General features: G+C 62.0%; 21 protein-coding genes. 10 read left to right on the top strand and 11 right to left on the bottom strand.

Annotated elements, in window-relative coordinates; translation table 11 throughout:
• Window positions 1–19: 19 nt before the first annotated feature.
• Together groL and ATY29_RS02000 are read left to right on the top strand one after the other, a co-directional pair.
• Window positions 20–1,660 carry a chaperonin GroEL gene (gene groL / locus ATY29_RS01995; RefSeq protein WP_003570068.1) on the top strand — a complete coding sequence of 547 codons (1,641 nt, stop codon included), beginning with the start codon at window positions 20–22 and terminating at the stop codon, window positions 1,658–1,660.
• A 596-nt stretch (window positions 1,661–2,256) separates the two neighbouring features.
• Window positions 2,257–2,703 carry a hypothetical protein gene (locus tag ATY29_RS02000; RefSeq protein ID WP_003570069.1) on the top strand — a complete coding sequence of 149 codons (447 nt, stop codon included), beginning with the start codon at window positions 2,257–2,259 and terminating at the stop codon, window positions 2,701–2,703.
• 129 nt (window positions 2,704–2,832) lie between these two features.
• Here ATY29_RS02000 and ATY29_RS02005 read toward each other — a convergent pair whose 3' ends face one another.
• On the bottom strand, window positions 2,833–3,543 hold the full coding sequence (locus tag ATY29_RS02005; RefSeq protein WP_097534840.1) for a glutathione binding-like protein: 711 nt from the start codon (window positions 3,541–3,543) through the stop codon (window positions 2,833–2,835).
• A gap of 209 nt (window positions 3,544–3,752) precedes the next feature.
• On the opposite strand from ATY29_RS02005, the gene ATY29_RS02010 reads away from it, so the two are divergent.
• On the top strand, window positions 3,753–4,166 hold the full coding sequence (locus tag ATY29_RS02010) for a DoxX family protein (RefSeq protein WP_003570071.1): 414 nt from the start codon (window positions 3,753–3,755) through the stop codon (window positions 4,164–4,166).
• Between the two features lie 78 nt (window positions 4,167–4,244).
• On the opposite strand, the gene hisG is transcribed toward ATY29_RS02010, so the two are convergent.
• Genes hisG through hisS form a run of 3 tightly spaced genes read right to left on the bottom strand, consistent with a single transcriptional unit; the run spans window position 4,245 to window position 7,633 of the window.
• Window positions 4,245–4,940 carry an ATP phosphoribosyltransferase gene (gene hisG, locus ATY29_RS02015; protein ID WP_097534842.1) on the bottom strand — a complete coding sequence of 232 codons (696 nt, stop codon included), beginning with the start codon at window positions 4,938–4,940 and terminating at the stop codon, window positions 4,245–4,247.
• The gene (locus ATY29_RS02020) at window positions 4,937–6,058 is read right to left on the bottom strand and encodes an ATP phosphoribosyltransferase regulatory subunit (RefSeq protein ID WP_097534952.1); all 1,122 of its coding nucleotides are present in this window, start codon (window positions 6,056–6,058) and stop codon (window positions 4,937–4,939) included. Before ATY29_RS02020 ends, hisG begins: the two co-directional genes overlap by 4 nt.
• 51 nt (window positions 6,059–6,109) lie before the next feature.
• On the bottom strand, window positions 6,110–7,633 hold the full coding sequence (hisS, locus tag ATY29_RS02025; RefSeq protein WP_003570075.1) for a histidine--tRNA ligase: 1,524 nt from the start codon (window positions 7,631–7,633) through the stop codon (window positions 6,110–6,112).
• Between the two features lie 135 nt (window positions 7,634–7,768).
• Here hisS and ATY29_RS02030 point away from each other — a divergent pair, with 135 nt between their 5' ends.
• The 3 genes from ATY29_RS02030 to copM all read left to right on the top strand — a co-directional run bounded on the left by ATY29_RS02030 (window position 7,769) and on the right by copM (window position 9,400).
• Complete coding sequence (locus ATY29_RS02030; RefSeq protein ID WP_097534844.1) at window positions 7,769–8,524, top strand: hypothetical protein; 756 nt, start codon at window positions 7,769–7,771, stop codon at window positions 8,522–8,524.
• An 80-nt stretch (window positions 8,525–8,604) separates the two neighbouring features.
• Window positions 8,605–8,973 carry a hypothetical protein gene (locus ATY29_RS02035; RefSeq protein ID WP_025415427.1) on the top strand — a complete coding sequence of 123 codons (369 nt, stop codon included), beginning with the start codon at window positions 8,605–8,607 and terminating at the stop codon, window positions 8,971–8,973.
• Window positions 8,974–9,043: 70 nt separating this feature from the next.
• Window positions 9,044–9,400 (top strand): CopM family metallochaperone, encoded by a 357-nt coding sequence (copM, locus tag ATY29_RS02040; RefSeq protein WP_003570079.1) that lies wholly within the window; start codon window positions 9,044–9,046, stop codon window positions 9,398–9,400.
• A gap of 119 nt (window positions 9,401–9,519) precedes the next feature.
• On the opposite strand, the gene ATY29_RS02045 is transcribed toward copM, so the two are convergent.
• A complete protein-coding gene (locus tag ATY29_RS02045; RefSeq protein WP_097534954.1) occupies window positions 9,520–10,569 on the bottom strand; it encodes an aldo/keto reductase in 1,050 nt (349 codons plus the stop codon).
• A gap of 231 nt (window positions 10,570–10,800) precedes the next feature.
• Between ATY29_RS02045 and ATY29_RS02050 the strand changes: the two genes are divergently transcribed.
• Window positions 10,801–11,505, top strand: a complete 705-nt coding sequence (locus tag ATY29_RS02050; protein ID WP_003570081.1) for an HAD family hydrolase — start codon at window positions 10,801–10,803, stop codon at window positions 11,503–11,505.
• Window positions 11,506–11,624: 119 nt separating this feature from the next.
• Here ATY29_RS02050 and ATY29_RS02055 read toward each other — a convergent pair whose 3' ends face one another.
• Window positions 11,625–12,134 (bottom strand): hypothetical protein, encoded by a 510-nt coding sequence (locus ATY29_RS02055; RefSeq protein ID WP_003570082.1) that lies wholly within the window; start codon window positions 12,132–12,134, stop codon window positions 11,625–11,627.
• Complete coding sequence (locus ATY29_RS02060; RefSeq protein WP_097534846.1) at window positions 12,131–12,760, bottom strand: DNA-3-methyladenine glycosylase I; 630 nt, start codon at window positions 12,758–12,760, stop codon at window positions 12,131–12,133. The genes ATY29_RS02055 and ATY29_RS02060 overlap by 4 nt, the downstream gene beginning before the upstream one ends.
• 262 nt (window positions 12,761–13,022) lie before the next feature.
• On the opposite strand from ATY29_RS02060, the gene ATY29_RS02065 reads away from it, so the two are divergent.
• From ATY29_RS02065 to ATY29_RS02075, 3 genes are all read left to right on the top strand, one after another.
• Window positions 13,023–13,772, top strand: coding sequence for a L,D-transpeptidase (locus ATY29_RS02065; protein WP_003570085.1), 750 nt, complete (start codon window positions 13,023–13,025; stop codon window positions 13,770–13,772).
• A gap of 136 nt (window positions 13,773–13,908) precedes the next feature.
• A complete protein-coding gene (locus ATY29_RS02070; protein WP_003570088.1) occupies window positions 13,909–14,601 on the top strand; it encodes a L,D-transpeptidase in 693 nt (230 codons plus the stop codon).
• A 123-nt stretch (window positions 14,602–14,724) separates the two neighbouring features.
• Window positions 14,725–15,399, top strand: a complete 675-nt coding sequence (locus ATY29_RS02075) for an outer membrane protein (protein WP_025415424.1) — start codon at window positions 14,725–14,727, stop codon at window positions 15,397–15,399.
• Window positions 15,400–15,420: 21 nt separating this feature from the next.
• Here the strand turns inward: ATY29_RS02075 and ATY29_RS02080 are convergent, their stop codons facing one another.
• From ATY29_RS02080 to ATY29_RS02100, 4 genes are all read right to left on the bottom strand, one after another.
• Entirely contained in the window at window positions 15,421–15,861 is a 441-nt protein-coding gene (locus tag ATY29_RS02080) for a hypothetical protein (RefSeq protein WP_097534848.1), read from the bottom strand.
• 43 nt (window positions 15,862–15,904) lie between these two features.
• Window positions 15,905–17,215, bottom strand: coding sequence for a glycolate oxidase subunit GlcF (gene glcF / locus ATY29_RS02085; protein ID WP_025415423.1), 1,311 nt, complete (start codon window positions 17,213–17,215; stop codon window positions 15,905–15,907).
• Between the two features lie 246 nt (window positions 17,216–17,461).
• Window positions 17,462–18,661 carry a glycolate oxidase subunit GlcE gene (gene glcE / locus ATY29_RS02095; protein ID WP_025415422.1) on the bottom strand — a complete coding sequence of 400 codons (1,200 nt, stop codon included), beginning with the start codon at window positions 18,659–18,661 and terminating at the stop codon, window positions 17,462–17,464.
• Entirely contained in the window at window positions 18,658–20,097 is a 1,440-nt protein-coding gene (locus tag ATY29_RS02100) for an FAD-linked oxidase C-terminal domain-containing protein (protein ID WP_025415421.1), read from the bottom strand. The genes glcE and ATY29_RS02100 overlap by 4 nt, the downstream gene beginning before the upstream one ends.
• Window positions 20,098–20,132: the final 35 nt, after the last annotated feature.

A 20,132-nucleotide genomic window follows, 5' to 3' on the forward strand; every position in this document is an offset into this window, starting at 1 on the left:
GAATTGAGGAGTTTCAATCATGGCATCTAAAGAAATCAAGTTTGGTCGTACCGCGCGCGAAAAGATGCTGCGTGGCGTCGACATTCTCGCCGATGCAGTCAAGGTAACGCTCGGCCCGAAGGGCCGTAACGTCATCATCGACAAGTCCTTCGGCGCTCCCCGCATCACCAAGGACGGCGTTTCCGTCGCCAAGGAAATCGAACTCGAAGACAAGTTCGAAAACATGGGCGCCCAGATGGTCCGCGAAGTTGCTTCGAAGACCAACGACATCGCCGGCGACGGCACCACGACTGCAACCGTTCTTGCCCAGGCGATCGTTCGCGAAGGCAACAAGGCCGTTGCAGCCGGCATGAACCCGATGGACCTGAAGCGCGGTATCGACCTCGCTGTTGCCGACGTCGTGAAGGATCTCCAGGCCAAGGCCAAGAAGATCTCCACCTCTGAGGAAGTTGCACAGGTCGGCACGATTTCAGCAAACGGCGACAAGCAGGTCGGTCTCGACATTGCTGAAGCCATGCAGAAGGTCGGCAATGAAGGCGTCATCACGGTTGAAGAAGCCAAGACCGCCGAAACCGAACTCGAAGTCGTCGAAGGCATGCAGTTCGACCGCGGCTACCTCAGCCCCTACTTCGTGACCAACCCGGAAAAGATGATCGCCGACCTCGAAGACGTCTTCATTCTCCTTCACGAGAAGAAGCTCTCGAACCTGCAGTCGATGCTTCCGGTTCTCGAAGCTGTCGTTCAGACCGGCAAGCCGCTCCTGATCATCGCTGAAGACGTCGAAGGCGAAGCTCTTGCAACGCTCGTCGTCAACAAGCTGCGCGGCGGCCTCAAGATCGCTGCTGTCAAGGCGCCGGGCTTCGGCGATCGCCGCAAGGCCATGCTCGAAGACATCGCCATCCTGACCGGCGGCACCGTGATCTCCGAAGACCTCGGCATCAAGCTCGAGAGCGTTACGCTCGACATGCTCGGCCGTGCGAAGAAGGTTTCGATCTCCAAGGAAAACACCACGATCGTCGACGGTTCGGGCGCCAAGTCCGACATCGAAGGCCGTGTTGCCCAGATCAAGGCCCAGATCGAAGAAACCACCTCCGACTACGACCGCGAAAAGCTGCAGGAACGTCTTGCCAAGCTCGCCGGCGGCGTTGCCGTCATCCGCGTCGGCGGCTCGACGGAAGTCGAAGTGAAGGAAAAGAAGGACCGCATCGACGACGCTCTCAACGCGACGCGCGCTGCCGTTCAGGAAGGTATCGTCCCCGGCGGCGGTATCGCTCTCCTCCGCTCCTCCACGAAGATCAACGTCAAGGGTGCAAACGACGACCAGGAAGCCGGCATCAACATCGTTCGCCGCGCCCTGCAGTCGCTCGTTCGTCAGATCGCTGAAAACGCAGGCGACGAAGCCTCGATCGTTGTCGGCAAGGTGCTCGACAAGAATGAAGACAACTACGGCTACAACGCCCAGACGTCCGAATTCGGCGACATGATCTCGATGGGTATCGTCGACCCGCTCAAGGTCGTTCGTACCGCGCTGCAGAACGCTGCTTCTGTCGCATCGCTGCTGATCACCACCGAAGCCATGATTGCCGAACTGCCGAAGAAGGATGCCCCTGCCGGCATGCCTGGCGGCATGGGCGGCATGGGCGGAATGGACATGATGTGATAGGCGAAAGCCTGCACTGATACCATTCCGGCATCCGGAACAGGAAGGGCGGCCCTCGGGTCGCCCTTTTCTTTTTTGCCCCAAGCGATTCGATCCGTTGCGCCCTATTTTATGCCGCGCACCCGTTTAACAGCACGGCGTTGCCGTTCCCCAGTCGCAAGCTTTCGCGAGGCTTGCGTCGTCGCGTATTTTCCGTCGGCAAAAATATGCGGGAAATCGCCGGTGAAGGCATGATTTGCGGCTCGACCGGCAGGGAAACCGCTCCCAAAGCCCGCAAAATTGGTGTTTCGGCGCTGCTTCCTCGAGAAGTACCATGAAGAGGCCGGCATCCGAGCACAAATGCCGATGCGAACACCCCTTAAAAAGCCGTTGCCGTTTGTTTAAAAGCTCCTATAAATCCGCGCTGCCATCGACGCGCCCGGCGATAACTCGCCATCAGACGGGCGCGGAAAGACGATCCGTGACGTTCCGCAGGCCTGATGGCCGCGGCAACGATCGCCGGTAAAAGCACGGGCATCATGCCTGCTGCTGCGTGATCCTGTTTTTGTGTTTACCGAACGTGCGGCGGCGGAGCTGCATGCGAACGGGGGAACGCCTTGTTTAAGATCGCCAAAGCCAATGCAGCCGTACCTTTGACACCCGGCTCGCTTGAGCATCACAATCAAAATGACGAGATGGTGGCTCAGTTTTCGATTTCCGAAGCCTGGACCGGAGATTTGTCGAGCGGCATGCTCCGTCTCGGCGAGTGGAGCGCGATGCTGCACGGCCTCTCCGCACGGGAATGCGGGCTCTTGAGCCTGATCCGCTGCTATGACCGCAAAGACCGCAGCCACGTCTTGGAACTGTTCGAGCAGGCAGCGACGCTCTGCTCCTCCTTCTGTTTTTCGACGACGATCATCATGCCGAACGGCTTACGCCAACCGCTCTTCTGCATGGGCGAGTCGAACGGGCTCGAGGAAAAATACAGCGGCAGCCTGGTCGGCGTCTTTCTCTTTCCGCGCTTCAAGCTCGAAGACGCAAGGCAGATCATAAGTTCGCGATAGGAGAGGGTTAGGGAGTGAGGGGCAGGCATCCGCGCGAATGCGACGTCCTCGCCGAGAAGGTCGCGGGCTCAGTCAGCAATCTTAAGCCCTTCCCGGGCCCGCTCTGTGTATTTTCCGGTGATCCGTCCGCTACTCCGGCTTGACGGGTATATTCAGGCCCCTTTCGCTTGCCGGACGGGCGATGCAGCGCCGCAGCCAGTCCATGACGGCGGGGAATTTCGCATAGTCGAGAACCTCGCGGCCGCCATAAAAGATGTCGGCGCCGCGAACCCAGGTGAAAGTGGTGATGTCGGCGATCGTATATTGATCGCCCATGATCCACTGACGCCCCTTCAGCCGGCCTTCCAGCACGCCGAGCAGCCGTTTGGATGCATCGCGATAGCGCTCCACCGGATAGGAATTGTTGGCGACCTTGTCGGCGGCGAATTTGTAGAAATGGCCGAACTGGCCGAACATCGGGCCGATGCCGGCCATCTGGAAGAACACCCACTGGATGCATTCGTAGCGGCCGGCGGCGCCTGCAGGGATGAGCTTGCCGGTTTTTTCGGCGAGATAAAGCAGGATGGCGCCGGATTCGAACAGGCCGATCGGCTTGCCGTCCGGGCCGTTCGGATCGATGATCGCCGGAATGCGGCCGTTCGGGTTGAGGGATTCGAATTCTGGGGATTTCTGCTCGCTGGCGGCGAAGGAAATATAATGCGGCTCATAGGCGAGCCCGAGCTCTTCGAGGGCGACCGAGACCTTCACCCCATTCGGGGTCTGCAGGGAATAGAGCTGGATGATGTCGGGATTTTTCGCTGGCCAGCGCGTCGTGATCGGAAATGCGGACAGATCTGCCATTGGATTCTCCATGTTATCAGCCGACCATAAGAGACCGGCTTCGTGAAAGGCAAGCGACGGCGGGCAGGACATCGTTTCATATTATTGAACGAACTGTCCCCTTTCGTTTATCTTTCCATAAAAGAAGAAAAAGGCGACATAGGTGGCATACGAGGTCCACCGGTGCCGGGGCACCCAGATCTCCAGAGTCCTTCAAACGGAGACCATCCATGTCGAACGCCATCATCCTGATTGCCCGCATTCTTCTTTCCTTCATGTTCATCCTTTCCGGCTTCATGAAGCTCACCGATCCTGCCGGTACTGCCGGCATGATCGCCGGCGCCGGGCTGCCGGCAGCAAGCCTGTTGGCCTATGCCGCCGGCCTTTTCGAACTGCTGGCCGGCCTTGCGGTTCTCACAGGCTTCCAGGTCCGCATTGCCGGCTGGCTGCTCGCCGCCTTCTGTGTCTTCACGGGCGTTGCCTTCCACCTGCCCTACGCAAGCGGCACGGAACTCGTGAATATTCTCAACCAGATCATGGTGATGAAGAACATCACGCTGGCCGGTGCGTACATCCTGCTCGCCACCGTCGGTGCCGGTGCCTATTCGATCGACGCACGCCGCGGCGCCTACGTGGCCGCCTGATACCAGCAGACATCCTCCCGCAAATACGAAACCCGCCGTCATCCGACGGCGGGTTTTCTTGTGCCTGGATGGCCGGGATCAGAGGGCCGCGCGCACTGCTTCGATGATCGCCTGCACGGCGGGCTCGTCCGAATGGTTTTCCCGGCGCGCGCGCACGAGGCAGGCCTGCGAATGCAGGATGACGCCGTCCTGGAGCACTTTCAGGTGGTTGGCACGCAGCGTCGAGCCGGTGGAGGTGATATCGACGATGATATCGGCCGAGCCAGAGGCGGGAGCACCTTCGGTCGCGCCGAGGCTTTCGACGATGCGGTAAAGCTGGATGCCGTGCTGGCTCGAAAAGAACTGCTGGGTCAGGCGCCAGTATTTAGTGGCGATGGCCAGGCGCCGGCCATGACGGGCGCGAAAATCGGCGGCGACATCGCCGAGATCGGCCATGGTCTCGACATCAAGCCAGATCTCCGGCACCGCGACGACGACATCGGCATGGCCGAAGCCGAGGCGGGCGCAGAACTCGACGCGTTTGTCGACTTCGGCAAAACCTTCCCGCATCAGATCCTCGCCGGTGACGCCGAAATCGACGGTGCCGTTACCGAGTTCACGGGAAATTTCGGAGGCCGAGAGGAAGGCGATCTCGACATCGTCCCAGCCTTCGACGCGGCCGCGATAGGAACGGTCGTTGCCGACAGCCGTGATCGGCATGCCGGCCCGCTCGAAGATCGCCGAAGCATCGTCCTTCATCCGGCCTTTGGAGGGGAGCGCGATGGTGATGGTCATGCGACTGCCCTTTCGGTTTCGACGCGGTCGAGCCAGAAGGAGAAGCCGACGGCCGGAATGCGGTCGGTTGCGCCGAGGAAAGTCAGGAGCTTGTCGAAGCGGCCGCCGCCGGCCAAAACCGCCGTCGAACCCTCAGCCGTGACCTCGAAGACGAGGCCGGTGTAATAGTCGAGCGGCCGTCCGAAGGCGGCGCGATAGTCGAGGCATGAAAGATCGACCCCGGCATCGGCAAGGGCAGCGACACGGCCGTTGAAGCGGGAAAACGCATTGCCGAGTTTCAGGCCGGCTGCATCGGCAAAACCGGCCAGCGCTGCGGACGCATTGACGAGCGGCACGTCGAGCGACAGGAACTCTTCCAGCACATGGAAGGCCGCATCGTCGAGGCGCGTTTCGGAGAGGATGAGCTTTTCCTTGAGCCGCCGGGCGATCTCCAGGGCCGAGCGGCCGGCATTTGTCGAATAACCCGTCGTCTGCATTTCGTGCTCGAGATGGGCGACCAGTGCCTGCTCGTCGCCCGAGGCGACAAGCCCGGCAATATCAGCGTCCAGCCCGGTAACGAATTGCGGGCTGACGAGACCAGCGAGCAGCGCTTCCAGTTGTGTCATGTTGCCGAAGGCATGGATCAGACGCTTCTGCCAGCCGAGCGGCAGGCCGAGCGCCTGAACAACCGACTCGAACACCGCTTGGTCACCCAGAGTCACCGACAGACGCCGGCCCGGCAGCAGCCGGGCGAGAATGCCGGTGGCATCGCCGATGGCGCGGGCGTCGGCGCTCGGTATGTTAATATCGCCGAGATCCTCGATGCCGGCCTGATAGAATTCATTGGCGCCATCGCGGCGCTGGCGGAAGACCTCGCCGAGATAGGCGTAACGCTGCGGCGTACCGGTCGCCGTCTCGATGTGGCGCAGGCAGACGGGGATGGTGAATTCCGGACGCAGGCAGAGGCTGGCCCCGGTTTCGCTCTCGGTCATGAAGATCCGGCGGCGCAGATCCTCGCCGGCGATGTCGAGGAACGGTTCGGCCGGCTGAATGACAGGTATATCGATGCGCTCGGCGTTGCGGGCGGCAAATTCGGCCAGCAGGTCGGCGGCGAATTCGGGGAGATTGATCAGGGGCATGCCGGGCTCCGAAGGATAGGCGAGAAGCTTGCCGGAAGGCACGGGTATGTCTCAGACATCACCGCCCGCCCTCTTCCGATCCTCAGCCTGCGCGGCAAGGATCTCCTTGACCTTGGCGACGAGGTCGGCTTCCGGCACCGTCTCCTGCGCCACGCGGGCCTCGCGCCAGCTGGCATTGTCCTCGATCTCGCCGGAGAGCCGCTTGCCCTCGATCAGATCCTTGATCTGCACCACGCCGGTTGCGCGCTCGTCGCCGCCCTGGATGATGGCGACGGGGCAGCCGCGGCGATCGGCATATTTCAGCTGGTTGCCGAACTTCTTCCAGTTGCCCTGGAACATCTCGGCGCGGATGCCGGCGGCGCGCAGCTGCTGCGTCATCTTCTGATAACGGCCCATCGCCTCGACATCGCCATCCATGACGGTCACCAGCACCGGCTCGATCACATCGCTGGCGCCAAGCTTGCCGAGGTTCTTCAGCGCCGTCATCAGCCTGGAGACGCCGATCGAAAATCCGGTCGCTGGCACCGGCTGGCCCATGAAACGGGAGACGAGGCCATCATAACGGCCGCCGCCGCCAATCGAGCCGAAGACGACCTTTTCGCCCTTTTCGTTGGTGACGTCGAAGCTGAGTTCGGCCTCGTAAACGGGGCCGGTATAATATTCGAGGCCGCGGACGACCGAGGGATCGATCTTGATGCGGTCGGACTGGTAGCCGGCGCTGGCAACGAGCGCACCGATGAAGTTCAGTTCGTCGACGCCCTCGACACCCTTCGACGTTCCGGCAACGAGTTCGGCCAGGCGTGGAGCGCTTTCGGCATAATCCTTGATGCCAACGAAGAACAGCACCTTGTCGATCTGTTCCCCGCTGAGCCCGGCGCCCTTGGTGAAGTCGCCGGATTCATCCTTGCGTCCGGGACCGAGCAGCAGGGCCACACCCTCCGGGCCGAACTTGTCGAGCTTGTCGATGGCGCGCAGCACGTTGAGCCGCTGGCCGGCCTTGTCGTCGCCGCCGAGGCCGATCGCCTCCAGCACGCCGTCCAGGACCTTGCGGTTGTTGACACGGATGACATAGTCGCCGCGCTTGATGCCCAGGGCTTCGAGCGTATCGGCCATCATCATGCACATTTCGGCATCGGCCTGAACACCCGGCGCGCCGACGGTATCGGCATCGAACTGCATGAACTGGCGAAAGCGGCCGGGGCCTGGCTTCTCGTTGCGGAAAACATAGCCGGCGCGATAGGTGCGGTAGGGAAGCTGGATCTCGTTGAAATTCTCGGCGACATGGCGAGCGAGCGGCGCCGTCAGGTCGTAACGCAGCGACATCCATTGCTCGTCGTCGTCCTGCAGCGAGAAGACGCCCTCGTTCGGGCGGTCGCTGTCGGGCAGGAACTTGCCGAGCGCATCGGTATATTCGAACAGCGGCGTTTCGAGCGGATCGAAACCATAATGCTCATAGACTTCCCGGATCTTTGCCGTCATCTCGTTGACGGCGCGGATATCGGCGGCCGTCCGGTCGACGAAGCCGCGCGGCAGGCGGGCCTTGAGCTTTTGCGGTTTCTTCTGCTTGTCGTTCATTTCCGGCAATTCCGCTGACTGTGACAGTGGCGGTTTCCTAACCGATCGGGCGGGGAGCGGCAAGGGCGAAGGGTCTTGATGTCGAGAGCAGAATCGATTGAACGAAGAGGCATCGATCGAAATGCGGATAGGCCCATGATCACTGAAGCGCTTCTCTATACCGCGACATTGCCGCTGACCGGCAAGCCCTATCGAAAATTCATCCGCTATTCCGTCAATCTCTGGTCGCGGGCCGGGCGGTGTGCAGCGGCCTGGGCCGAACATGAAGAGATGAGCCGGAATGCGATCAGCACAGCTGCGGCCGGTCTCAGGCAGAAGCGGACCGCCGTCGTCCTCGGCTCCGGCCTGCTGCGCGATGTGCCGATCGAGGAACTGGCGCGCGAATTCGATACCGTGGTGCTGGTCGATCTCATTCACCTCGCCTCGGTGCGCTTGTGGCTCTCGGCCAAGCCCTATAGAAATGTCAGGCTGATCGAGCGCGATCTCTCCGGTTATGACGATCTCGCTGCCGGCCGCAAGCCCGAACCGCTCGGCTTTCTGCGCTCGGTGCCCTATCTCGATTTCGTGGTTTCGGCCAATCTCCTGTCGCAGATCGGCCGCGGCGTAAAGCGGCGATATGAGGCGGAGGCTGGCCACATGCCGGCCGACACGGTGGAGAGACTGATCGCAGCGCATCTCACCGGGCTCTCCGATCTGCCCTGCCGCAGTTGCCTGGTGACCGATATCGCCTATGCCGTCATCGACCGCAACGGCAGGACGCATGAAGAGGCCGACCTGCTGCATGGCGTTTCGCCGCCGCCGGCGAACGCGGTCTGGACATGGCCGGTCGCACCGTTCGGCGAGGAGAGCAAAGACTATAAGATCGAGCACAAGGTGATTGCCGTCTGGTGAGAGGCGATGACGATGTCGTCACCGAATGTTCACCCTCGGCAGGATTGGCTTACGGCCGGCCGTCCCCTATATGAAATACCATGCGCACGCTTGCTCTCATCACGATGGTTCTCGGCTGGCTGGTCTATAGCGCCATGTCCGCCTGGGCGGGCTGTCCGACTTGTGCGTCGATGAATGCACCGGTCGCTGCTGAGGGCGGCGTCATGTACCACGAGATATCAGGCATGGATATGCCGGAAGGAGCAGTCAAGACTGCGCCCCTGAAAGACCCCTGCACCACCGGCAATTCCGCGCATATGCCGCTTTGCGCCGCCTGTCTTCTACTGCCGCCGACGGTGACGGTCACGGATGGCGGAAAGTCCGTTTACGGCTATCCCGACCCGGCGCTTGCCCGCGCCTTGGATGACAATCGCCCTGCTCCGCAGGCTCCCCCTCCCCGACTGTCCTGACATCACATCCGTGCCGATCAGGTGGTCCCGCCGCCTGGAATACCTATTGTCAGACAGAGGAAGGACTCTCATGTCTCTGAAAATCATCACGCTTTCCGCAATGCTCGCTGTTGCTGTTCCCGCTTTCGCTGAAGACATGTCGATGGACATGAGCAAGCCGATGGGCAGTCACGATGCGGCAAGCCACGCCTTCAGCGAGGCGAACGCCAAGATGCATAAGGATATGGCGATCGAGTATAGCGGCAATCCTGACGTGGATTTCGTCCGCGGCATGATCCCGCACCATCAGGGCGCGATCGATATGGCGAAGATCGAACTCCAATACGGCAAGGATGCGGAAATCCGCAAACTCGCCGAAGGGGTGATCAAGGCGCAGGAAGCCGAGATCGCCGAGATGAACGCCTGGCTCAAGGCCCACGGCAAGTAATCAATCGCTGAAGGGGACGCTTGATATTGCAGGCGTTCCCTACTCGACCAGCCCCAAGGGTTAGGGTGAGGGGCAAATCCGCGGTCCGAACCGTCAGCCGTGGCCCATCCCCGATAACCTCAGTCCTTCGGCTCGAAATCAGCCGGGCGGCGGCCGGCGCCTTGGCGTGACAGCATCCAGCCCGGATATTCGGGAGCAAGGGCGCTCACCTCGTCGAGCCTCTGCATATCGCCTTCATCGAGCTTCAGCTTGACGGCGGCGAGGTTCTGGTCGAGCTGGTCGACCCGCTTGGCGCCGATGATAACAGTCGTGACGAAAGGCTTGGCGAGGATATAGGCGAGTGCGACGGTCGCGACGCTGACGCCGTGTTTTTCGGCGACCTCGCGCATCACGGCGACGCAGGCCCAGGCTCTGTCCTTGTCGACCGGCGGGAAGTCGAAACTGGCGCGGCGGCCTTCGCCGTTGCCGGGGGCGCCGGGACCATATTTCCCGGAGAGCAGACCGCCGGCGAGCGGCGACCAGACCATCAGGCCGAGCTTTTCCTCCTGCATCATCGGCACGATGTCGCGTTCGAGATCGCGGCCGGCGATGGAATAATAGGCCTGCACCGTCTCGAAACGGGCAAACCCGCGGCGTTCGGAGAGGCCGAGTGCCTTGGAAATGCGCCAAGCCTGCCAATTGGAGACGCCGATATAACGCACGAGGCCGCGGGAAACGAGATCGTCCAAGGCGCGCAGCGTCTCCTCGATCGGCGTCACGGTGTCTGTCGCGTGGATCTGATAGAGGTCGATATGATCCGTCTGCAGGCGCTTCAGGCTCGCCTCGACGGAATCCATGATATGGCCGCGCGAGGCGCCGCGGTCGTTCGGCTTGTCGCCCATCACGCCGTAGACCTTGGTGGCGATGACCACGTCCTTGCGGGGCACGTCGAGGTTCTTCAGCGCCTGGCCGAGCAGCCTTTCGGACTCGCCGGACGAATAGACGTCGGCCGTGTCGATGAAATTGACGCCTGAGCCGAGCGAGCGCTCGACGATCCGGTCGGCGGCATTCTGGTCGACATCGGCGATGGCACCCCACATACTGCCCTGTTTGGCTTCGCCGAAGGTCATGGCGCCTAGGCAGATTTCCGAGACGAAAAGTCCCGTATTTCCGAGTTGATTGTAACGCATGATCAAAAAAATCCTTTGTGTCTGCCGCAAGAGGGGCTTGCGAACTGAAGAACTTCATTTTTTGATTATTGGCCTGCGCGTGACAGGCACAGCCGGGGCTGGCTGCATGGTGAGGCAGGTTCGATGTAGTGCGGCGGCGGCGTTTTTCAACGCCGCGCCGTGCAGAAGCCGACGCCCTTGTCTCGACACAGGCGGCCGATAGATTGCGGCTATATTTCAAGAGGTACGCATATGACAACGCGACCACTGACCACGATCGGCTTCGATGCCGACGACACACTCTGGCAGAACGAACAATATTACCGGCTGACTGAAGCGCATTTCACCGGGCTTCTTGCCGATTTCGCCGCAGGGCCGAAGGTATCCGAGCGGCTGCTTGAGGCGGAAAGGCGCAACCTCCGCCATTACGGCTTCGGCATCAAAGGCTTCACGCTGTCGATGATCGAAACGGCGATTGAGATCACCGAAGGCAAGATTCCTTCGAGCGTCATTGCCAAGATCCTCGATATCGGCCGCGACCTGCTTTCCCATCCCGTCGAGACCATGCCGCATGTGCGCGACACGCTGGAGGCGCTGGCCGGCAAATATCTGCTTGTGATGATCACCAAGGGCGACCTGTTCGACCAGGAGCGCAAGCTCGCCCAATCCGGGCTCGGCGATTTCTTCGATGCCGTCGAGATCGTCTCCGACAAGACGGCCGTCACCTATCGGCGCATCTTCGCCAAGGTCGGCGACGGACCGGAGCGGGCGATGATGGTCGGCAACTCGCTGAAATCGGACATCGTGCCGGCAATCGCCGCCGGCAGCTACGGCGTCTTCGTGCCGCATGAACTCACCTGGGTGCTGGAACATGTGGACGAACCGACGGAGGCGCCGCGTTTCCGCAAGATCGGCCATCTTGGCGAATTGCGCGATCTGATCGAGCGGCTGGCCTAGAGCGGTTCAGGTTTTCACGGAAGCGCTGAACCGCTCTAACTTTTGTTTTTACGCAATTCCGGACGGAAAACCGCTTCGCACTTTTCCTGGAATTGCGCAAGGCGGGCCGCTCGCCCGCCCTATTGCTGTTTGGCAGGCGCCTTCGGAAACAGCGACGGGCGCTCCGGCTCGGCCGGCGGCTGCGGCTGTTTCGGGGCAGCGGCGAGAGGCTCGATCAGGACGCTGAAGGGCGCGCCGAGGCCGCGGCGCGGCGAGACCTTGGAATAATAGGGACGCAACAGCCAGGTGGTATTTTCCTTGACCGTCGTCTCGAAGCTCGTGCCGTCCTCGTCGGTGCCGAAGAATGCCTCGTCATCCGGTTTCGACAGGTCGAAAATCGCCAGGAAGGCGAACTTGCTCTTGGTGGCAAAGCCGATCTTCACGTGCTGGCCGGCGCGCACCGGCAGCGTGTAGACATGGCCGTTGCCGAACTTCGTCCAGCCCTTCAGCTGCATGGTGACGGCCGGAAATTGCAGTTTCTCCAGCTTCTCGCCGGGATCGAGCTGCGGCGTCTGCGCCAGAGCGGGGACCGTCAGGAAGAACAGGGCAGCGGCGGCGATCAATGTTCTCACGGATGCATCTTCTTTCATGGTCGGACCAAAACGGCGCGCATCGCCTCGACCTCAGGCCGGCAGAAACAGCCCTCCAGATGATCGTTGACGAGACCCATCGCCTGCATGAAAGCATAAACTGTGGTCGGGCCGACAAAGGTCCAGCCGCGTTTCTTCAGATCCTTGGAAATGATGACCGAGGTCGGCGTCGTCGGATTGGCGGCGATATGCTCACGGTCGACCACAACAGGCCGCTCGTTATGGCCCGGCTCATAGCGCCAGAAATAATGGGCGAGCGAGCCGAATTCGTCCCTCAGCGCAATGGCGCGCTTGGCATTGTTGACCGTCGAGACGATCTTGCCGCGGTGGCGGATGATGCCGGCATCGCCAAGGCAGCGAGTGACATCCTCATCGCCGAAAAGGGCGACCTTTTCGAAATCGAAGCCGGCAAAGGCTGAGCGGAAGTTCTCGCGCTTGCGCAGGATGGTCAGCCAGGAAAGACCGGACTGGAAACCTTCGAGGCAGATCTTCTCGAAGAGGCGAATGTCGTTGGTGACCGGGCGGCCCCATTCCTCGTCATGATAGCGGAGATAATCCGGCAGATTGGCGTGCCAGTGGCAGCGGCTCCTGCCGTCCTCGCCGATGATGATGCCTGTCTCGCTCATGTCCGCTTCATTCCCGGTCCGTCTGTTCGCCGGTCCGCTTTCGTTTCCCGGTCATGATTCCGGCTTTACCATTTGCAAACCCTCTTTCCAAACCGAACGGTAACCCTGACGAAAAGTTTAGCCGGTCAGTCGGGTTTTCATGAATCGATCTTTACCATTCGCTGGCGGATTGGGTGGCAGCGTCTTTGCCGGGCGGCACATCTCCGCCCAGGCGGACATCTCCCGCCAGTGCATTTTCGGCCATTTGTAGAGAGTTCGTCCGATGATGAAACCGTTTGTTCTTGCCGCAGCCCTCTTCGGCATTTTCTCCCCGGCCGCCCTTGCCGACGACCGCTACGCCACGCGCCCGCCCGTCGTGCTCAGCCCCGATCTGACGGCGCCCTGGATCAACCAGCTTGGCGGCGGCGCGGTGCGTCCCGTCGTCTATCAGCGGCCGGTCGTCCGGCAGCAGCAGCGCGGGATTTTCCAGCGCCGCGTGCTGCGCCAGGCGCCGCAAGTCGCCCCGCAGACGGTTTCGGCGATCAATCCCGGCATACCGTCGATCCGCCATCCGATCGAGCCGCAATTCCTGCCGCAGATGGTCGATTACGACACTCAGGAAAAACCCGGCACGATCGTCATCGATACCAACAACCGCTTCCTCTATCTGGTGATGGACGGCGGCAAGGCGCGGCGTTACGGCGTCGGCGTGGGCAAGCCCGGCTTCGAATGGGCCGGCGCCCACAAGATCACCCGCAAGCAGGAATGGCCGGATTGGACGCCGCCTTCCGAGATGATCAGCCGCGAGGCCGCCAAGGGCCACTACCTGCCGGCGCGGATGGACGGCGGCGCGGAAAACCCGCTCGGCGCCCGCGCCATGTATCTCGGCTCGACGCTTTACCGCATCCACGGCACCAACGCGCCCTGGTCGATCGGCAGCGCCGTCTCCTCCGGCTGCATACGCCTCCGCAATGAAGATGTCGTCGATCTCTATGACCGCGTCAGCGTCGGAACCCGCGTCATCGTCATGTAAAGGCGCAGGCAATTATCTTGGAAGCTGCAAGAACAGGCGGCTTCCCTACCGGAAATTGCTTTATCCGGCCGGGCCGATCTTGAATCGGGCAGAAGTTCATGTAGCTTCAGGCAGATTTGCTTGAGGGGATTCGATCATGATCAAATTGATGCCAAGTCTGGCCGCGGCCGGACTTGTCCTGTCCTTGGTGACTACACCAGCCTTTGCCGCGCCTGCCGGCTCTACTCCTGACAACGCGCAGCGCCCGGCACAGGTCGTGCGTGTGGCGCAGATGCCGAAATATGTGAAGCCGGAATTCAAGCGCAAGAAAGTGCGGCTGGTGACGACGGAAGCGGCCGGCACCGTCATTATCGATACCAATAACAAATATCTCTACCTCATCGAGGGCAACAACCGCGCCACCCGCTATGGCATCGGCGTCGGCCGCGACGGCTTCGGCTGGTCGGGCGTCGTCAAGATCGGGCGCAAGGCGGAATGGCCGGCATGGACGCCGCCGGCCGAGATGCGCCGCCGCGAAGCCGCCAAGGGACACATCATTCCCGCTTATCAGGAAGGCGGCGAGGACAATCCGCTCGGCGCCCGCGCCATGTATCTCTACCAAGGCGGCCGCGACACGATCTTTCGCATCCACGGCACCAACCAGCCCTGGACGATCGGCCTCAACATGTCCTCCGGCTGCATCCGGATGATGAACCAGGACGTGACCCATCTTTACGATCGCGCGCCTGTCGGCACCAAAGTGATCGTCATCGGCCCCGGCAACAAGCAGGGCAAGGTCGCGTTCGAAGACCGAGGCATCGACGTGCTGCGCACTCTTTTCGGCGGCTGAGCAACACTTTAGAAAAAAATGATAGGCGCTTTTCGTCGCGCCTTTTATTTTTCTTAGACTTTGCGGCGGAAAGCTGGCACACCAGCTTTAGAGTCGACATATTTGCAATATCGGGGCTATTCAATGACATATGGGCTGCGCTCGTCCGTTTCCGTGCTTGCGGGCATCGCTTTTTTCACGATCTGTTCGGCAGCCTCCGCCTCGGCGGAAGACCTGCAGTTCTCCATTTACGGCGGCTACCAGACCGCACCGCACAGCGGCGTCGATCTCTCCGACGGCACGCATTTCACCGCCGGCTGGGAAGGCAAGTCCTTCGGCAGCCCGCCCTATTACGGCGGCCGCGTCACCTGGTGGCTGGAGAATTTCAACAAGCCGAACTGGGGTATTTCGCTCGATTATACCCATGACAAGGTCTATGCCGACGACGATACGCTCGCCAAAACCGGCTGGTCGCATTTCGAATTCACCGACGGCCTGAACCTGCTGACGGTGAACGGTCTCTATCGCTTCCAAGATCCGACCCGCCGCTGGACGCCCTATCTCGGCGCCGGCATCGGCGTGAACATTCCGCATGTCGAAGTGATTCGCCCCGAGGGAAAGACCTGGGCCTATGAATTCGGCGGCGTGACGCTGCAGGCGCAGGCCGGCGTCGACTTCAAGGTAACCGACCGCTGGTCGACCTTCGTCGAATATAAGGGCACCTATTCGCGCGTCGACGTTCCGATCGACAGCGGCGTGGATCTGAAGACCAATATCTTCACCAATGCCGTCAATGTCGGCGTCTCGTTCCACTGGTAATCGAGAATTTCGGCTGCGGCGCTATTTCGTGCCGCAGCTGACCTTTCCCTCGACGGCATAGGGTTTGTCCCCGCCTTCGATCTTGAGGGAATAGCTGCCGGTGAAATTTGAAGCCGGCTTGCCGCGTTCGCCGGCTACCACCACCAGATCCAGCGTTGCTCCGCCGGTGTCGTCCTCGCCGCCGTCGACGATTTCCAGCAGGAGCTCGCCATCGCGCGACCAATGGTTGGTCAGGTGCTGCGATTCGAACACGCGCTTTCCGAACACGCTCGATTGAGCTTGATCCTTGACGACAAGTGCGCCGCGGAAATGAATGAGCTTGTGGCCGGCATCGCTGGCGAAACCGCTTTCGACCGTGAAGCGCGCCTGCGTGTCATCGGCGGAACAGAAGAAACGGCTATCGGCATGGGCAGTGCCCGCCGCACCGAGCAATCCCGCTAGTACAATCATTCCCCGCAACATCGTCTAAAACTCCCGAGACCGACCCGACGGGCCTTCGCAAGCTTCAGCCTAGTGGCAAACCTGTTAATTTTTCCGGCACAGCGCCGCCATAAGCCCAATCGAGCAGCTCGACCGTATGCAGGATCGGCATGCCAGTGCCGGTGGCGATCTGAGTGATGCAGCCGATATTACCGGTGGCGATGATATCGGCCTTGGTGGCTTCGATGTTTTTGACCTTGCGTGCCTTTAGTGCCGCCGAGATTTCCGGCTGCATGATGTTGTAGGTGCCGGCCGAGCCGCAGCAGAGATGGCCTTCGGCCGGATCGCGCACGGTAAAACCTGCCGCTTTCAGCAAGTGCTTCGGCGCCAGCGTGATGCGCTGGCCATGCTGCATGGAACAGGCCGAGTGATAGGCGACCGTGATGCCCCTCGGCATATGGGCCGGCAGCTCGAGGGTTGCGAGATATTCGGTGACGTCCTTGGCGAGCGCCGAGACTCTCGCTGCCTTTGCCGCGTAGGCGGGATCGAGGCGCAGCATATGGCCATAATCCTTGATCGTCGTGCCGCAGCCGGAAGCGGTGATGATGATCGCATCGAGCCCCTCCCCCTCGATCTCACGCGTCCAGATATCGACATTGGCCCGCGCACTGGCGAGCGCCTGTTCGGCGCGCCCCATGTGATGAACCAGCGAACCGCAGCAGACCTCGCCTTCCGGCAGCACGACCTCAACGCCGAGCCGCGTCAGCAGCCGGATCGCCGCCGCATTGATGCCGGGATCGAGCACCGGCTGGGCGCAGCCGGAAAGGATGGCGACGCGGCCGCGCCGCTCCGTCTCGGGCGGATAGCTGCCGGGTTTTGCGAAGTCCGAAGCCGCGGGGATGCGGCGCGGCGCAAGCGCCAGCATGGCGGCGAAGGGTTTCAGCGCGGCCCCGCGCATCAGGCCGGCAAAGGGTCGGCCGAGGCGGGCAAGATTGAGCGCCAGGCGGAACCGGCCGGGATAGGGCAGCACCGCGGCAAGAATGGCACGCGTCAGCCGGTTCATAAAGGGCCGCTTGTAGGTCTTTTCAATATGGGCGCGGGCGTGATCGACCAGATGCATATAGTCGACGCCTGAGGGACAGGTGGTGACGCAGGCGAGGCAGGAGAGACAGCGGTCGATATGGGTGACGACTTCGGCATCGGCGGGCCGCCCGTTTTCCAGCATATCCTTGATCAGGTAGATGCGGCCGCGCGGGCTGTCGAGCTCATTGCCGAGCGTCACATAGGTGGGACAGGTGGCGGTGCAGAAACCGCAATGGACACATTTGCGCAGAATCTGCTCGGATTCGGCAACAGCGGGGTCGAGAAGCTGGGTGGGGGTGAAGTTGGTTTGCATCTAGCGGGGCCTCCGCCTCGGGAGGATGTCGGGAGTTGCGTGTGTGGCACCCCCCTCTGTCCTGCCGGACATCTCCCCCACAAGGGGGGAGATCAGATAGGCGCAACGGTTTCCCCAAACAACGACCGTGGAATTACTTCGAGACGGTAAAGAGGGACCGGTGATCCAACGTCTTGCCAATCTCCTCCCTTGTGGGGGAGATGTCCGGCAGGACAGAGGGGGGTGAACCGCATACAAACTCATCCTTCACCCCATCTTCCCCGGATTAAAAATCCCCGCCGGATCGAACTTCTCCTTCACCCGCCGCGACAGCATCGCCACCGCCTCGGGCACGGGCTGAAACGCCGCAGTCACCGCCCTCGCCGCATCGGATGCGCGGATCAGCGTCGCATGGCCGCCACCGAGCGCCTTGATGAACCGGCGGACCAGCTCGGCTTCGGGGCCGGCCTCCATGCGCATCCAGACGAGACCGCCCTGCCAATCATAAAAGGCGTCGACGCCAGCTTCGAGGCGCAGGGCTGCAACCAGCTGATGGCCGATGCCGGGGGCGACCGAGATGCGCCAGACTGGCCGCATCGTGCCATCGGCGTAAGGCAGCACATCGCGGATTTCCTGCCAGAGCCTGCGGCTCTCCGGCTGCTCCAGCCGGGTTACCGTCGCAAAGGCCGACATGGAGGCCACCAGCTTTTCGACGCGCACATCGACCGAGCCCGGCAGGCCCTCGATGCGCAGAACCGTCGCCTCGCCCTCCGGCAATTTGCCGGCGAGGAATTTCCACGTCACCGTCAGCGGCAGGTGGGCGGCACCGGAGACTTCGACTGGCAGCGCCATCGCCGCCGCCATGGCGTTGGCGGCCTCGGCGTCGTTGAGGCCTGAGAGAACCACTGTCTGTTCCGTCTTCGGGCGCGGCGGCACCCGGAAGGTGACTTCGGTGAGAAAACCCAGCGTGCCGTGCGAGCCGGCGATCAGCTTGACCAGATCGAGGCCGGTGACATTCTTCATCACCCGGCCGCCGGCCTTGATGATCTCGCCTCTGCCGTTGACGAAACGCACACCCAGCAGGCTGTCGCGGGCAGCCCCCGCAATGAGCCGGCGCGGACCGGAAACATTGGCGGCAAAGACGCCGCCGATCGTCGGCTCGCCCGACCTGCGCATAACAGGGCGGTGATCCATCGGTTCGAAGGCGAGCATCTGGCCGTTTTCGGTCAGCGCCGCCTCGACCTCGGCAAGCGGCGTACCCGAGCGGACCGTCATGACCATCTCGCCGGGATTGTAGGCGACAATACCGGAAAGCCTGGTCGATCGCAGCCGGTCTTCTGATGCAACGGCATTGCCGAAACCCGAGCGCGTATCACCGCCACAGACCGCGAGCGGCCGGTTGGTCTCCGCATGTGCGAGGACGATCGCCGCCGCCTGTTCCTCGCTGGTCGGCATCAGATCGATCATGCGGCGGGGCGCCCTTCGAGCGGGAAGACTTTCGACGGGTTGAGGATCCAGCCGGGATCGAAGGCGGCGCGCGCCGCCATCTGCTGGGCGAGATCGGCCTCCGAATATTGATGGCGCATCAGCTCGCGCTTTTCGATACCGACGCCATGTTCGCCGGTGAGGCAGCCGCCGGCATCGACGCAGAGTTTCAGGATATCGTTGCCGGCGGCCTCGGCGCGGGCGGCATCCTCGGGATCATTGGCGTTGAAGAGGATCAACGGATGCATATTGCCGTCGCCGGCATGGAAGACGTTGGCGACCCTGAGGCCGTAGTGGTCGACGATCTCGGCAGTCCTCTTCAGCACGTGCGACAGCTGGCTGAGCGGCACGGTGCCATCCATGCAGATATAGTCAGCGATGCGGCCGGTGGCGCCGAAGGCGGATTTACGGCCCTTCCAGATCAGCGCCGCTTCGGTCGCCGACTGGCACTCGCGCACGGTCTTGACGCCGTGCCGGCGGGCGATCTCGACAATGTCCTTCAGCATGGCGTCCATCTCCGCTTCCGAACCCTCGACTTCGACGATCAACAGCGCGCCGACATCGAGGGGATAGCCGGCATGGGCAAAGGCCTCGCAGATCTCGATCGCCGGCTTGTCCATGAATTCGATCGCAACGGGGATGATGCCGGCGGCGATGACATCGGCAACACAGGCGCCGGCCTCTTCCGAGGCTTCGAAACCGAAGAGCACGGGGCGCGCGCCTTCCGGCTTGGCGATCAGCCGTACCGTCGCCTCGGTGACGATGCCGAGCTGGCCTTCGTGGCCGCAGACGAGACCGAGCAGGTCATAACCTGCCGCATCAAGGGCCTTGCCGCCCAGTTCGATCACCGTACCGTCGACCAGCACCATCCGGACGCCGAGCAGATTATTGGTGGTGACGCCGTATTTCAGGCAATGGGCGCCGCCGGAATTCATGCCGATATTGCCGCCGATGGTGCAGGCGAGCTGCGAGCTAGGGTCCGGCGCATAGAAAAAGCCGTCCGCCGAGACGGACTCGGAGATATTGAGGTTGGTGACGCCGGCCTGAACCACGGCAACGCGATTGGGCAGGTCGATTTCGAGGATGCTGTTCATCTTCGACAGCCCGAGCACGACCGCATCCTCTTGCGGAATGGCGCCGCCGGACAGCGAGGTGCCGGCGCCGCGAGGGACGACCGGAATGCCGTAGCGGTGGCAATAACGCATGACGGCCGAAACCTCGGCGGTGCTGCGTGGCAGGGCGACGGCGAGCGGCAGGCGGCGATAGGACACGAAGGCGTCGGTCTCGAACGGCACCAGCTCGCGCGGCTCATGAACCAGGCATTCCGGCGGGAGAAGATCGGTCAGATCGGCGACGATCTGATCGCGGCGTGCCAGCACATCGGCGCGCGGGGCGAGAAACGAAATGGCGTCGGACATGGCGTTCTCCCTGGCCTCGGACATTCGGAAATGAC

This window comes from Rhizobium hidalgonense, from assembly GCF_002914525.1.
GTDB classification, from domain to species: Bacteria; Pseudomonadota; Alphaproteobacteria; order Rhizobiales; family Rhizobiaceae; genus Rhizobium; species Rhizobium hidalgonense.